Source organism: Rhizobium sp. R634 (assembly GCF_002211305.1).
GTDB lineage: Bacteria > Pseudomonadota > Alphaproteobacteria > Rhizobiales > Rhizobiaceae > Rhizobium.
The window spans coordinates 220,728-235,193 of sequence record NZ_LOKW01000012.1; the positions used below are offsets into that span (position 1 = coordinate 220,728).

At 62.1% G+C, this 14,466-nt stretch carries 10 protein-coding genes; 6 read left to right on the top strand and 4 right to left on the bottom strand.

The features are described from left to right. Positions 1-58: 58 nt before the first annotated feature. Positions 59-1,246 (top strand): hypothetical protein, encoded by a 1,188-nt coding sequence (locus ATY77_RS15215; RefSeq protein ID WP_088677075.1) that lies wholly within the window; start codon positions 59-61, stop codon positions 1,244-1,246. 88 nt (positions 1,247-1,334) lie between these two features. Here the strand turns inward: ATY77_RS15215 and ATY77_RS15220 are convergent, their stop codons facing one another. After that, positions 1,335-1,976 (bottom strand): TetR/AcrR family transcriptional regulator, encoded by a 642-nt coding sequence (locus ATY77_RS15220; RefSeq protein ID WP_088677074.1) that lies wholly within the window; start codon positions 1,974-1,976, stop codon positions 1,335-1,337. 66 nt (positions 1,977-2,042) lie between these two features. Here ATY77_RS15220 and ATY77_RS15225 point away from each other — a divergent pair, with 66 nt between their 5' ends. Beyond that, positions 2,043-3,212 carry a serine hydrolase domain-containing protein gene (locus ATY77_RS15225; RefSeq protein WP_088687961.1) on the top strand — a complete coding sequence of 390 codons (1,170 nt, stop codon included), beginning with the start codon at positions 2,043-2,045 and terminating at the stop codon, positions 3,210-3,212. 67 nt (positions 3,213-3,279) lie between these two features. On the opposite strand, the gene aspS is transcribed toward ATY77_RS15225, so the two are convergent. After that, positions 3,280-5,070: an aspartate--tRNA ligase gene (gene aspS, locus ATY77_RS15230; protein WP_088687962.1), complete on the bottom strand. Its 1,791-nt coding sequence runs from the start codon at positions 5,068-5,070 to the stop codon at positions 3,280-3,282. A 250-nt stretch (positions 5,071-5,320) separates the two neighbouring features. Between aspS and ATY77_RS15235 the strand changes: the two genes are divergently transcribed. From ATY77_RS15235 to ATY77_RS15250, 4 genes are all read left to right on the top strand, one after another. After that, on the top strand, positions 5,321-6,712 hold the full coding sequence (locus tag ATY77_RS15235) for a multicopper oxidase family protein (RefSeq protein WP_088687963.1): 1,392 nt from the start codon (positions 5,321-5,323) through the stop codon (positions 6,710-6,712). 129 nt (positions 6,713-6,841) lie between these two features. Then, positions 6,842-7,987, top strand: a complete 1,146-nt coding sequence (gene rnd / locus ATY77_RS15240; RefSeq protein WP_088687964.1) for a ribonuclease D — start codon at positions 6,842-6,844, stop codon at positions 7,985-7,987. A 75-nt stretch (positions 7,988-8,062) separates the two neighbouring features. Continuing rightward, entirely contained in the window at positions 8,063-9,124 is a 1,062-nt protein-coding gene (locus ATY77_RS15245) for an adenylate/guanylate cyclase domain-containing protein (protein WP_088687965.1), read from the top strand. Between the two features lie 105 nt (positions 9,125-9,229). Then, the gene (locus tag ATY77_RS15250) at positions 9,230-10,588 is read left to right on the top strand and encodes an esterase-like activity of phytase family protein (protein WP_088687966.1); all 1,359 of its coding nucleotides are present in this window, start codon (positions 9,230-9,232) and stop codon (positions 10,586-10,588) included. Positions 10,589-10,698: 110 nt separating this feature from the next. Here ATY77_RS15250 and ppx read toward each other — a convergent pair whose 3' ends face one another. Both ppx and ATY77_RS15260 read right to left on the bottom strand, forming a co-directional pair. Continuing rightward, positions 10,699-12,219 (bottom strand): exopolyphosphatase, encoded by a 1,521-nt coding sequence (ppx, locus tag ATY77_RS15255; protein ID WP_088687967.1) that lies wholly within the window; start codon positions 12,217-12,219, stop codon positions 10,699-10,701. Positions 12,220-12,231: 12 nt separating this feature from the next. Beyond that, on the bottom strand, positions 12,232-14,436 hold the full coding sequence (locus ATY77_RS15260; protein WP_088677066.1) for an RNA degradosome polyphosphate kinase: 2,205 nt from the start codon (positions 14,434-14,436) through the stop codon (positions 12,232-12,234). Positions 14,437-14,466 lie beyond the last annotated feature (30 nt).

The following is a 14,466-nucleotide window of genomic DNA, read 5'->3' on the forward strand; positions in this document are numbered from 1 at the left end:
CCGTAGTAGCGTAACTGCAGATTTCCAAACCGCCACACGCCACCAGAGGAATCACCCCATGAACTTTTACCGGACAACGCGGCTGATGCTGTCGAGCGCAGCCTTTTTCTCGCTCGCCGGCTCGGCTTTCGCTCTCGACGGCGCCGACTTGCTGAAGAAGCTCAATGCCGCCTATGCCGAACAGGGCGGAACGATTTCGGCTGACGGCGTGGATATCGACGGCACGACCGTGATTTTGAAGAATGTCAGCGTCAAGCCGACCGGCGGCGAAAGTCTCGCCATCGGCGAAGTCACCCTTTCCGGCGTGGAAGAAGACGAAGACGGCGGTTATTACATCGAAGAAGCCGCCTTCCCTGACATCAACACGACGAAGGAAGGCGTCACGGTGACGGCGCAGGAGCTGACGCTCGGCGGCATCTCGGTTCCGGCAACGCCGGGCGGTGACTCGCTCGATACCATGATGCTCTACGAGAACGCTCATACCGGTCCGCTGAAGGTGGTCAAGGATGGTGCGGAAGTCTTCTCCGTGCTCGAAAGCGATATGAATCTGACGCTGCGCGAAGACGAATCCGGCTTCGATTTCGATGGCGCCTTCAAAAGCATGAAGGCCGATCTCAGTAAGGCCGAGGACCCGCAGAGCAAGGATGCGATCGAGAAGCTCGCCCTTCAGCACGTTCAGGGTGACATTACCATGAAGGGCGCCTGGGAACTCGCGCCGGGCACGATCGACATTTCGGAATTCGCCCTGGACTTCAACAATATCGGCAAGCTCAATCTCGGCTTCAAGATCTCTGGCTATACGATGGCCTTCGTGAAGTCGCTGCAGGATGCGATGAAGGAATCCGAGACCAATCCGAACAAGGAACAGGCGCAGCAAGCGCTCGGTCTCGCCATGCTCGGCTTGATGCAGCAGCTCTCCTTCGAGGGCGCACAGGTACGCTTCGAAGATGCCTCGATCACCAAGCGCGCGCTCGATTATGCCGGCGCACAGCAGAACATTTCGGGCCAGCAGATGGCGGACTCGCTGAAGGCGATGACCCCGATCATGCTGGCGCAGTTCAATGTGCCGGAGCTGCAGAACGCCGTGTCGGCTGCCGTCAACACCTTCCTCGACGACCCGAAGAGCCTGACGGTGAAGGCCGCTCCTGAAAAGCCGGTACCGTTCCCCACGATCGTCGGCGCTGCCATGGGCGCTCCGAACACGCTGCCGCAGGTGCTCGGCGTCAAGGTTTCGGCGAACGACTGATCGACTGGTTTCACTATTGAAGGGCCTGGCAGCGTGTGACTGACCCCAGCAGCTGGTGTCAGTCACGACCGTCAGGCCCTTTTCGTTTTCAGGCACGGTGGCGGGCGATCTCGGCGATGGCGAGGGCTGCTATGTCGAGCAATTCCTCATAGGACGCGCCGTCCCTCGCCTGCACCGACATTCCCTGGACGATAGCGGCGAGGAATCGCGCCAGGGCGCGGGCATTGGTTCCGGCCTTGATATCGCCGTCGCGCATGCCGCGCTCGATTCTCACCGTAAAGGCACTCAGCGACTGGCGGCGCAGCGCCGCAACATGATCGGCAATGGCGTCGTTCTCGCTGGCGCAGTTCAGCACCGCCGTCGAGATCATGCAGCCCTTCGGATGTTCCGGCGCGGAAAAGATCGCGGCCGATCCCCGCAAGATACGCTCGAAGGCGGAGACAGTGTCGATCGGCTCGGCAAGCGCTGAAAAAGTGCTCGCGCCGAGCCCTCGGTATTGCTGCAGCGCCTCGCGATAAAGATCGGCCTTCGAATTGAAGGCGGCATAAAGGCTTTGCGGCGTGATGCCCATGGCAGCCGTGAGATCGGCGATCGACGCGCCCTCATATCCGTGCGCCCAGAAGGTTTCGCGGGCGGCGGACAGAACCGTCTCGCGGTCGAAAGCCGGCGGGCGGCCGCGGCGGCGGGCGGGAGTGTTTTTCACGTCGGCACTATTTTTCACAATGATCACTCTAGAATTTCGAGACGGCTTGCTATATTCAGGAACGGTCATTGTGATTATAGAAGGTTTAATCTGATGAGTCTTCCCCTCGAAAAGGCAGATACCAACCGGCATTCATCCCTTGGCGCGGCTGTTGACGCGGCAATCACAAATGCGCTCGACGAAAAGCGGCTGGTCGGAGCGGTAGTGGTCGTCGCCCGCGACGGAGAGATCGTCCACCGCCGCGCCGCCGGTCTTGCCGATCGCGAGAAGGGTCTGGCGATGCGCGAGGACACCATCTTCAGGCTTGCCTCCATCACCAAGCCGATCGTCACCATCGCCGCGATGCGGCTCGTCGAGGAAGGCAGGATCGGGCTCGACGACACAGTGACGCGATGGCTGCCGGATTTCCGGCCGAGGCTGCCTGACGGCAGCGACGCAACCATCCGCATCCGCCATTTGCTGACCCATACATCAGGGCTCGGCTACAGTTTCTCCGAAGAGGACGGCGGACCCTATATCAGTGCCGGCATTTCAGACGGCCTCGACCAACCGGGACTGCCGCTCGCCGAAAATCTCAGGCGGATCGCCAGCGTGCCGCTGCGTTTCGCGCCGGGCAGCGACTGGCAATATTCCCTTGCCATCGACGTTCTGGGCGGCATCATCGAAGCGGAAACCGGCCGGCCATTGAACGAAAGCGTTGCCGAACTGGTGACGGGGCCACTTGGGATCGCGGATACCGCCTTTTCGGTTCTTGACCGAAGCAGGCTTGCGGCCGCCTATATGAACGCTTCGCCGGAACCGGCGCTCATGGGCGAGGATGCCGTAGTCATGTCGCTGATAGGTCCCATCCGGTTTGCGCCGAACCGTATCTTCGATCCCGCCTCCTATCATTCCGGCGGCGCCGGCATGGCGGGAACGGCGAGTGACGTGCTGACCATCCTCGAAACCATCCGCAAGGGCGGCGCACCGCTGCTCTCGAGCGAAACCGTCCGGATGATGATGACGGACCAGGCCGGCGGCCACCGCCAGCAATACGAACCCGGCTCCGGCTTTGGCTTCGGCTGGTCCGTCATCACAGACCCGGCCGAAGCAGGCGTCCCCTTCCCCGCCGGCACGCTGAAATGGGGCGGTGTCTACGGCCATAGCTGGTTCATCGACCCGGTCAACGGACTGACGGTCGTTGCGCTGACGAACACGACGCTCGAAGGCATGTGGGGCAAGTTCACAGTCGATCTTCGCGAGGCGATCTACGCGGCATTGTGAGCGACCGAAATAGCCAAAGCCCAGCGACAACCATCGCCGGGCTTTTGCATTCAGGCTGAGAGAACCATCAGTCCTTTTTCACCGGCGGGATCGGCCGGATCGCAAGTTCGCGCAGCTGCGTCGGCGTTGCCGGGCTCGGCGCGCCCATCAGCAGGTCCTGCGCCTGCTGGTTCATCGGGAAGAGCGAGATTTCGCGCAGGTTCTTGGCGCCGACGAGCAGCATGATGATGCGGTCGATACCGAAGGCAGCGCCGCCATGCGGGGGCGCGCCGTACTGGAAGGCGCGGTAGAGGCCGCCGAAACGGTCCTCGACGTCCTGCTGGCTGAGCCCCACCTTCTCGAAGGCGGCAACCATCGTTTCCGGCGACTGGTTACGGATCGAACCGGAAGCGATTTCGAAGCCGTTGCAGACGGCGTCATACTGGAAAGCCTTGATCGTCAAGGGATCCTGGTTCTGCAGCGCTTCGAGGCCGCCCTGCGGCATCGAGAACGGGTTGTGGGCGAAGTCGACCTTCTTCTCCTCTTCGCTCCATTCGAAGAAGGGGAAGTCGACGATCCAGCACAGCTCGAAGCGGTCGCGGTCGACGAGGTTGAGTTCTTCGCCGGCCTTGGTGCGAGCCTCGCCCGCAAACTTGTAGAATTTTTCCGGTTCGCCGGCCACGAAGAAGCAGGCGTCGCCGTCATCGAGGCCGAGCTGGGTACGGATCGCGTCCGTGCGCTCCTCGCCGATGTTCTTGGCAAGCGGTCCGGCGCCTTCGAGCTTGTCGCCTTCCTTGCGCCAGAAGATATAGCCGAGGCCCGGCTGGCCCTGGCTCTGCGCCCAGGCGTTCATACGGTCGCAGAAGGCGCGCGAGCCGCCTGTCTTTGCCGGGATCGCCCAGACCTGGACCTTCGGGTTGGAGGCGATCATGCCGGCGAAGACCTTGAAGCCGGAGCCGGCGAAATGCTCGGTGACGGCTTCCATGACGATCGGGTTGCGCAGATCCGGCTTGTCGGAGCCGTATTTGCGGATTGCCTCGTCATAGGGGATGCGCGGCCATTCCTTGGTAACCGGCTTGCCCTCGGCAAACTCCTCGAACACCTTGGTGATCAGCGGGCCCATCGTGTTCCAGACATCTTCCTGGGTCACGAAGCTCATTTCGAGGTCGAGCTGATAGAATTCGCCCGGCAGGCGGTCGGCGCGCGGATCTTCGTCACGGAAGCACGGCGCGATCTGGAAATAGCGGTCGAAGCCCGCGACCATCAAGAGCTGCTTGTACTGCTGCGGCGCCTGCGGCAGGGCGTAGAAGGTGCCGGGATGGATGCGGCTCGGCACGAGGAAGTCGCGCGCGCCTTCCGGCGAGGAGGCCGTCAGGATCGGCGTCGTATATTCGGTGAAGCCCGCGCCGCCCATTTCGCGGCGCATGGCCGAAATCACCTGGGTGCGCTTGACGATGTTCTTGTGCAGGGTCTCGCGGCGAAGATCGAGAAAGCGATACTTGAGGCGGACGTCCTCCGGATATTCCGGCTCGCCGAACACCGGCAGCGGCAGTTCCTTGGCGGCGGAGAGGACTTCGATCTCCTGGGCGTAGAGCTCGATCTCGCCGGTCGCCATGGTCTTGTTGACGGTATCTTCGGTGCGGGCCTTGACGAGGCCGTCGATGCGGATGACCCATTCGCCGCGCACGGTTTCGGCCATCTTGAAGGCCGGGCTGTCGGGATCGGCGACGACCTGGGTGATGCCGTAATGGTCGCGAAGGTCGATGAAGAGAACGCCGCCATGGTCGCGAACGCGGTGGACCCAGCCGGCGATGCGGACGGTCGAGCCGACATCCGACTTGCGGAGGGCGGCGCATGTGTGGCTGCGGTAGCGATGCATGATCTCAAATCCTGGCATGTGGTGAGACGGCTGCAAGGGCTCAAAGACCCTCAAGCGCCGACAAGAAAATCGGGCGGAAAAGCGCATGGACGGTCCGATTTGTCAAGGCTTGGCGCGCGCAGCCGGGTGTTTGGCACGGGTTTATGGCGAGGCTGCGGCGTCAACGCTGCGGCAGTTTGGCCCGCGCCTTCCATATTGATGAAAATGCTGGTCAACTTTAAAAGGACGCATTCTCATCTTGGAGCGCCCCATGCCTCTGCTGACCCGCCGCAACCTGCTGAAGGCATCCGCCGTTGCGGGCGCCTATGGCGCCGGTATCGGCATTGCCGGTAAATTCGGGCTTGCCGAGGCAGCGCCGGAGCCGCAGGTGCTGACGGCATTGAAGACCGAGGCGATGCTGACCGAGACGGGACCGACCCGGGATATCATGAGCTGGGGCCAGGACGGCATGCCGCCGACCCTCAGGATGACCAGGGGACGCCCCTATGCGGCGCGGCTGATCAACAAGCTCGACGAACCGACGACAGTCCACTGGCACGGGCTTCGCATCGACAACGGCATGGACGGCGTGCCTTTCATGACCCAGCCCTACGTCTATACCGGCGACAGCTTCGACTATGCCTTCACGCCGCCCGATGCCGGCACCTTCTGGTATCATCCGCATTGCAATACGCTGACGCAGATGGGGCACGGCATGACCGGCGTCATCGTCGTCGAGGATCCGGCCGATCCAGCCTTCGACGCGGAGGTGGTGCTGAACCTGCGCGACTGGCGGATCGGCGGCGACGGCCAGTTCATTGCGCCCTTCCGGCCGCGTGACGCCGCCAAGACCGGCACCTACGGCACGGTGCGCACCGCCAACTGGCACCGGGAGCCGCAATATGACGCGCCGGCCGGCGGGCTGGTGCGGCTGCGCATCGCCGTCACCGACGTGACGCGCATCTTCTCGCTGAAGATGGAAGGCGCCGATGCGACTGTTATCGCGATCGACGGCAATCCGGTGCCGAAGCGCTTCCCGCTCGACCTGCTGCAGATCGGACCGGGCCAGCGGCTCGACCTTGCCGTGCGCATGCCTGACGGCGAAGGCGCCGTCGCGACGCTCGAGGATATCCGCGGCACGACGCCGAAGACGATCGCCAGCCTGCGCGCCATCGGACAGTCGCTGAAACGCAATATCGGCGATCTCGCTCTGCTCGCCGAAAATCCCGTGCCGAAGGCCGATCTTTCCGCCGCCGAGCAGATCCCGCTGGTTCTGAGCGCCACCGCGGAGAATGCCGCCGTCGAGAGCATCTGCGGCACGCTCGGCTACAGCTTCTGGGCAATCAACAAGGTGCCGTGGCCGGGCGACACGCCGGATCCGACCGCACCGCTTGCGGAATTGAAGCTCGGCAAGAGCTATATCTTCAATCTGGAGAACACCACGCCGCATGCGCATCCGATCCATCTGCACGGAATGAGCTTCACGGTGATCTCCTCCTCGACGCGGGCGGTGATGCCGCTGGTCTCGGATACCTATCTCATTCAGCCGGACGAAAAGGTGCAGCTCGCCTTCGTCGCCGACAATCCCGGCGACTGGCTGCTGCATTGCCATATCATCGAGCACCAGAAGACGGGCATGACGAGCTATCTCAGAGTGAGCTGAGGTTCGGTTTGCCACAGTTTGGACGTGATTCTTCGCCAACGGTGCGGGAAGCTTATGCTGTTGTATTGACATATCGAACCGAAAGGAGAAGGAAGGTTCAACCGACCTTTTCCTTGCGAATGAAATGATATGATCGAAACCACCGCCGATTTGGCGGCCGCCTGCAAAGAGCTGGCCAAGTCCGACTTCATTACCATCGACACCGAATTCCTGCGCGAAACGACCTTCTGGCCGGAGCTCTGCCTGATCCAGATGGCAAGCCCAACAATGGAAGTTCTCGTCGATCCGCTGGCCAAGGGCATCGATCTCGCTCCCTTTTTCGAGCTGATGGCCGACACGAAGGTGCTGAAGGTCTTTCATGCCGCGCGGCAGGACATCGAAATCATCTTCAATCGCGGCAACCTCATTCCGCACCCGATCTTCGACACGCAGGTCGCGGCCATGGTCTGCGGCTTCGGCGACAGCGTCTCCTATGACCAGCTGGTGAGCCGCATCAAAAACGTCCACATCGACAAGTCGTCGCGCTTCACCGACTGGAGCCGCCGGCCGCTCTCCGACAAGCAACTGGAATATGCGCTGGCCGACGTCACCCACCTGCGCGACGTCTACCTGTCACTGAACGCGCAGCTCGACCGCGAAGGCCGCACGTCGTGGCTTCGCGAAGAGATGGACATTCTCGAAGCGCGCGAAACCTACGACATGCATCCCGACGATGCCTGGCAGCGGCTGAAGATGCGGTTGCGCAAGCCGCAGGAGCTGGCGGTGCTGAAATATGTCGCTGCCTGGCGCGAGCGCGAGGCGCGGGCCCGCAACGTGCCGCGTTCGCGCGTGCTGAAGGATGATGCGATCTATGAGATCGCCCAGCAGCAGCCGAAGGACGCCGAGGCGCTCGGCCGCCTGCGCACGATTCCGAAAGGCTGGGAACGCTCGGCCGCCGGCGGCGCGGTCGTCGAAGCCGTCAATGCGGCGCTCGCTCTTCCGAAGACCGAGATGCCGCATGTGCCGCGCCAGACGCAGGCGCCCGAAGGTGCGGCCGCCGCCGTCGAACTGTTGAAGGTGCTTCTGAAGCTGATCTCCGAAAAGCACGGCGTCGCGCCGAAGGTGATCGCCAACAGCGAGGATCTCGACAAGATCGCCGCCGACGGTGAAAAGGCCGACGTCGCCGCCCTGCATGGCTGGCGGCGCGATCTCTTCGGCGAACCGGCATTGCAGCTGATCCAGGGCCAGATCGGGTTGCGGTTCGCCGGCCGTAAGGTCGAGACCGTCAGCCTCTGAAACCAAATCGAATTCGCTTGACGCTTTTTTCCCAGCTGAAACAATGACTGGGAAAACTTCGGACGAAGAGTCGGCATGCGGGAAATATCTCCGACGCAAAACTGGATCTTGATCGCGCTGGTGCTGGCCGCCAGCGGCGTCGTCTACGATCTGATGTTCTACTCCAATCAGACGCCCGTCATCGGAGCGATCTTCGCGCTCTTCATCGGCATGCCGATCCTGGCTTTCGAGCGCAAGGTGCTGTTTCGCACGATCTACAGGCGCATCCAGAGGCTGCCGACTTTCGTTTTCATCATCACCGAGCTGGTGATCTACGAAATCCTGATGAGCATCGGCTTTGCCTGCGCCGGCCTGCTGCTCTGGGCGCTCGGCATGCTGAAGCCGACGTCGCTCCTCGACCTCATCATCATGCCCTTCAATGTCTTCCTCTATGCGCTTGCCGTCTGCTCGGCGCTGATCTTCATCCTGCGCGTGCGGGAGTTGCTCGGCCGCGAAGTATTCATCAGCATGCTCATCAGCCGCTATCGCAATCCGCGCAAGGAAGAACGCGTCTTCCTGTTCATCGACCTCGTCGATTCGACGGCTTTTGCGGAAAAGCACGGCGACCTCCGGGCGCAGCAGCTGCTGAGCTCATTGTTTGCGACCTTCGCCGAGCCCGTCCGGCGCCACAAAGGCATGATCAACGACTATGTCGGCGATGCCGCGATCATCACCTGGCCGCTTGCCCGCGGCATCAAGGATGCGCGCTGCGTTCGCTGCATCTTCGACATCCTTGCGGACATCGAGGCCAATGCCGCCGGCTGGCGGAAGAGCTACGGACAGGTGCCGAAGCTGCGCGCCGCCCTTCACGGCGGCGAGATCATCACCGCGGAAGTCGGCGTCGATCATCACAAGATCAGCTATTTCGGCGACACCGTGAACACGACCGCCCGGCTGGAAACGCTCTGCCGCAGCCTGAACCGGCATGTCCTGATCTCGTCCGAGCTTGCCCGGCGTATTCACTTTCCCGACGATATCTCCTGCGAAGACCTCGGGATCCATGCGGTGAAGGGACGTGGCCAGGCACTCGGTGTCATGGCGCTTTCCTCACGCGCGGTGACTGTGCTGAAAACACCCGCAGTCATTCTGCACGGCTGAGCAACGGGCTTGGCCTCACGTCACCAAAGCTTCACCCAACCGTCAATTCGCTGACACGGAAGCCCTGTTAAGCGGAGGCATTGGCATCCGTTCCCAGGGGATATTATGAAGAACGTCCTTTTTGCTTCCGTATCGCTTTTCATTCTGATTGCCGGCTCCGCTTTGGCCGACCAGCAGGAATTTCCGGCCAAGCTCGCCGGCCAGGCAATCCTGCCTGCCAACACGATGGTTCCGGCTCCGGCCGACGCTCCTGAGTTCCTCAAGCATTCCGGCAAGTTCACGACGGCGGACCGCAAGCGCACCGAGGCGCTCGGCACCGTCCCCGGCAAGGACGGCGCCCGCGTCACCGACCTGAAGCTTCCTTTCGACGGTCAGCCGATCCAGGGCTTCTCGGGCGTCAAGACGACGACGGACGGCACTTTCTGGACGCTCTCGGACAACGGTTTCGGCTCGAAAGCCAATTCTTCGGACTCCATGCTGTTCCTGCACCAAATGAAGTTCGACTGGACCGCCAACAAGGCCGAGGTTGTCAGGAACCTCTTCCTTTCCGATCCCAACAAGATCGCCCCCTTCCCGATCGTGCTCGAAGGCACGGATACCCGCTACCTCACAGGCGCCGACTTCGACATCGAATCGATCCAGCCGGTTGCCGACGGCTTCTGGCTCGGCGACGAATTCGGTCCCTACCTCCTGAAGGTCGACAGGGAAGGCCGCCTGACCGACGTGATCCCGACCACGCTCGACGGCAAGCCGGTGCTTTCGCCCGACAATCCGCTGATCCAGCTCCCGGGCAATCCGGTCGCAAAGATGCCGGTCTTCAACCTGAAGCGCTCCGGCGGCTTCGAAGGCCTCGCCATGTCGAAGGACGGCTCCAAGCTCTACGGCCTGCTCGAAGGCGCCATCTACAAGGATGACGGCGAGATGGAATCGGTCGACGGCCACACCGCCATCCGCGTCATCGAGTTCGACGTCGCCGCCAAGAAGTGGACCGGCCGCAGCTGGCTCTATCCGTTCGAGGACAAGGGCCTGTCGATCGGCGACTTCAACATGCTCGACGACACCACCGCCCTCGTCATCGAGCGCGACAGCGGCGCCGGCACTGCCGACAAGGCCTGCGCCGACCCGAAGCAGCCGAAACCGGACTGCTTCGAAGCTCCGGCCATGCTGAAGCGCGTCTACAAGATCGAGTTCAACGACGCCAATGCCGGCAAGGCCGTCCGCAAGATCGGCTATATCGATCTCCTGAACATCCAGGATCCCGACAACAAGAAGAAGGCTGGAAGCAAGGACGGCGTCTACGACATGCCGTTCGTGACCATCGAAAACGTCGATCGCGTCGACGCCACCCACATCATCATCGGCAACGACAACAACCTGCCCTTCTCGGCCGGCCGCGCCGTCGACAAGGCCGATAACAACGAATTCAGCCTGCTTGAGGTCGGCGAGTTTTTGAACGCGAAGTAATTCGCGATTCTTGGTACGAAATATGGAGGGCGACGCGAAGGTGCCGCCCTTTTTTTAGGGCATGCCGTGCGGCACCCCTCTGGCACGGCACAACGACCGTTGCACTTGCCCTACTCGAACCGGAACGCCAGCCGCTTGTTCGTCAGCCGCGACAGCTGCTGCAGGCGGCCGTCCAGGCGTTCGCCGGCGAAGTCCCGGTATTCGGGAGGCACGACGAATTCGAGATCGAGGTCCGGGTTCGACGACTTGCGGAAGGTCAGGTTCTTGACGATCCCCGGCATCGAAGCGGAGAAGAGATAGACGACGCGCAGCATGCCGCCAAGGAGCTTGGCGCGGTCGATGAACTGGGGTGTTGCGATCTGCGCCAGCGGACCGGTGGCGCCGTCGTCGTGCAGACCTTCGAAACGGTAATAATTGCTGAGCGCGATGAAGGCGCGGCCGGGATGGCTGATACCGACGAAGGAGGAGTGGGCGATGACGTTCAGCGCCTGCAGACCGCGATAATCGGGATGGGCGCGCCAGCTGATATCGGCAAGCAGACAGGCAGCCTGGCGATAGCGGCTTTCCTCTTCGCTTTCCTGGACGTCGAAGAAGGGCATCATGCGCCCGGTCCATTCCGCCAGCTCGCGGGCATGCTCCGGTGAGCGGGCACGCAGAATGGCGAGCTCACGGGCAGCAGCCAGCAGCGGATCGGCCCTGCGTTCGGATTCGGACAGCAAGGAATAGAGATAGCCCTCGCGCACGCCCTGCGCCGAGAAGGAAATCACCGAAGGCTTCATTGCAGTCAGCACTTCCTGCATGGCGATGGCGCCGAAGGGTAGCAGCGAGCGGCGATGCTTGGATACAGCCTGAAAGGCGGGCTCCTTGGAATCCTTGGCGGCCACGACCTGATCGAGGAACTGTATCATCGCGCCGAGGGAGACTTCGTAGCCCTGCATCATATGCAGTGGATAGCGGGTGATCTCCATGTGCAGCTTGGCAATGTTTCGCCACGTGCCGCCGACAGCATAAAATGTGCGCCCCTCCCCCCTGGAGAGAAGCTTGGCCATCTTGACCTGCTTGCGGGCAAAGGTGCGCGCTTTGGAGAGCGAGCCGCCGGCATATTCGGACAGCCGCAGGCCGCCGAGCGGCAGCGTCACGCCGTTGCTGACGTCCTTGCCCCTGATATCGATCAGTTCAAGGGAACCGCCGCCGAGGTCACCGGCAATGCCATCCGGATTGAAGAAGCCGCTGATGATCCCGAGCGAGGCGAAGCGAGCTTCCTCCTCTCCCGACAGCACGCGAACATGGCGCTGCAGGATCGTCTCGGCCTGATGGATGAAATCCGGTCCGTTGCTCGCCTCGCGCGCGGCGGCGGTCGCAAGCACATACATGGTGGCGGCGCGAGCCTGATCGGACAAAGCCTTGAACCGATGAAGAGCCTGAAGCGCCCGCGCAACGCTTTCCTCATCCATCTTCCCGGTGAGGGCGATGCCCTTGCCGAGGCCGCAGAGGACCTTTTCGTTGAAGAGGATGGTCGGCGAGCGGGACAGGCCTTCGTAGACAACGAGACGAATCGAATTCGATCCAATGTCGACCACGGAGACCGGGGCAATCCCCGGAAGGCGCCCCTGGGCTTCAGATTCAACCATTTAGGTCCAGTTTTACTTGTTGTTGCGGCCTTCGAGCAGGCCGGCGATCAGCTTCGGCGCACTGGACTTCAAGGCTTCACCACGGCCTGAGAGGCTCGGATTCGTCATGAAATACTGCTGCGCATTAAACGGTTCCTCGCCTCTGCGCACTTCCATGCGCCGCGACGTACCGTCGGGCAATATCTCGTAGCTTTGCTGATTGTCAATCACGTTGCCGAGCATAATCTGTGACAAGACCTGCTCGTGAACGGTCGGGTTTGTCAGCGGAACCATGGTTTCCACGCGGCGGTCGAGATTTCGCGGCATCATGTCGGCCGAGCCGATGTAAACCAGCGCCTTGTCGGACGGCAGGCCATGGCCATTGCCGAAGCAGAAGATGCGGCTATGCTCGAGGAAGCGGCCGACGATCGACTTGACGCGGATCTTTTCGGAAAGGCCCGGCACCTGCGGACGCAGGCAGCAGATGCCGCGCACGACGAGATCGATCTCGACGCCAGCATGGCTGGCGCGATAGAGCGCGTCGATGATGTCGGGATCGACGAGCGCGTTCATCTTCATCCAGATCGCGGCCGGCGCGCCGTTCCTGGCGTGCTGAATCTCTTCCTCGATGTGGCGCAGGATGCGCGGACGCATCGTATAGGGCGAGATGGCCAGCTGCATGCCTTCTTCAGGCTCGCCGTAGCCGGTGATGAAATTGAAGATGTTCGCCATGTCGTGGGCGATGACGGGATTGCAGGTGAAATAGGAGAGATCGGTATAGATCTTGGCGGTGATCGGGTGGTAGTTGCCGGTTCCCAGGTGGCAATATGTCCTGAGCTTGCCTTCCTCGCGGCGGACGACCATCGACATCTTGGCGTGGGTCTTGAGCTCGATGAAGCCGAAGACGACCTGCACACCGGCGCGCTCGAGATCGCGCGCCCAGCGGATATTCGCCTCTTCGTCGAAGCGGGCCTTGAGCTCGACCAGCGCCGTCACCGACTTGCCGGCTTCGGCCGCGTCGATCAGCGCGCGGACGATCGGGCTGTCGTTGGAGGTGCGGTAGAGCGTCTGCTTTATCGCCAGGACATCAGGATCGCGCGCAGCCTGGAGAAGAAACTGGACCACCACGTCGAAGGATTCGTAGGGGTGGTGGACAACCATGTCCTTTTCGCGGATGGCGGCGAAGCAGTCGCCGGCATGTTCGCGGACGCGCTCGGGAAATCGCGCATTGTAGGGCTGGAACCTGAGATCGTCGCGCGGCGCCTTGGTGATCTCGGAAAGGGTGTTCAGCGCCAGAAGGCCCGGCAGAACGGCGACGCGATTGTCGGGAATGCTCAGCGCCTGAACGACGAACTGGCGCAGCGAGGCCGGCATTTCGGAGTCGGTCTCGATACGGATCACCTTGCCGCGGCGACGGCGCTTCAGCGCCGTCTCGAAGAAGCGGACGAGATCTTCGGCCTCTTCCTCGACTTCGATATCGCTGTCTCGGATGACGCGGAACGTACCGGAACCCTGCACCTCGTAACCCGGATAGAGCCGGTGGATGAAGATATTGGCGACATCTTCGAGCGTGATGTAGCGAATGGTGCCTGCGTCATCCGGCAGACGGACAAAGCGATCGAGCGCCGGCGGCAGGCGCAGCAGCGCCGTCATCGGCTCGCGGCCGCTCTTGCTGACGAGCTGCAGGCCGATCGAGAAACCGAGATTCGGAATGAACGGGAAGGGATGGGCCGGATCGATCGACAAAGGCGTCAGAACCGGGAAGATCGACTGTTCGAACTCGTTTGCCAGCCACTGGCGATCGGCCTCGCTCAGGGCGCCGGGCCGCACGATCAGAATGTCTTCCTTGGCGAGATATTGCTGCAGCACGGCGAGCGAGGCCTGCTGCTCCATCTGCAGATGGTCGATCTCCTGCAGGATCGAGTCGAGCTGTTCGGCCGGCGTCTTGCCGTCGGGGCTGCGTATGGCGATGTTCTGGCGCACCTGGCCCTCGAGGCCGGCAACACGCACCATGAAGAACTCATCGAGGTTTGCGGCCGAGATCGACAGGAAGCGAACCCGCTCGAGCAGCGGATGCTCGGTATTCAGCGTCTCTTCGAGGACGCGGCGGTTGAACTGCAGCCAGGAGAATTCGCGGTTGATGAAGCGCTCGGGGCTCGTGAGCAGCTCTTCCAGCGGGGGGATGTTGTCGTTGGTCTGAGGGAAGGCTTCCTGATTTTCTGCGACTGCGCTGTCCATGATCCGCTTCCCCCGTTTCCAATCGCGACG

What these genes read in the sequence shown, in the direction of transcription:
- ATY77_RS15250 (WP_088687966.1), top strand. Translation starts at nt 9,230, where the DNA reads ATGAAGAACGTCCTTTTTGCTTCCGTATCGCTTTTCATTCTGATTGCC.
- ATY77_RS15225 (WP_088687961.1), top strand. Translation starts at nt 2,043, where the DNA reads ATGAGTCTTCCCCTCGAAAAGGCAGATACCAACCGGCATTCATCCCTT.
- ATY77_RS15245 (WP_088687965.1), top strand. Translation starts at nt 8,063, where the DNA reads ATGCGGGAAATATCTCCGACGCAAAACTGGATCTTGATCGCGCTGGTG.
- ATY77_RS15235 (WP_088687963.1), top strand. Translation starts at nt 5,321, where the DNA reads ATGCCTCTGCTGACCCGCCGCAACCTGCTGAAGGCATCCGCCGTTGCG.
- ATY77_RS15215 (WP_088677075.1), top strand. Translation starts at nt 59, where the DNA reads ATGAACTTTTACCGGACAACGCGGCTGATGCTGTCGAGCGCAGCCTTT.
- rnd (WP_088687964.1), top strand. Translation starts at nt 6,842, where the DNA reads ATGATCGAAACCACCGCCGATTTGGCGGCCGCCTGCAAAGAGCTGGCC.
- ppx (WP_088687967.1), bottom strand. Translation starts at nt 12,219, where the DNA reads ATGGTTGAATCTGAAGCCCAGGGGCGCCTTCCGGGGATTGCCCCGGTC.
- ATY77_RS15260 (WP_088677066.1), bottom strand. Translation starts at nt 14,436, where the DNA reads ATGGACAGCGCAGTCGCAGAAAATCAGGAAGCCTTCCCTCAGACCAAC.
- aspS (WP_088687962.1), bottom strand. Translation starts at nt 5,070, where the DNA reads ATGCATCGCTACCGCAGCCACACATGCGCCGCCCTCCGCAAGTCGGAT.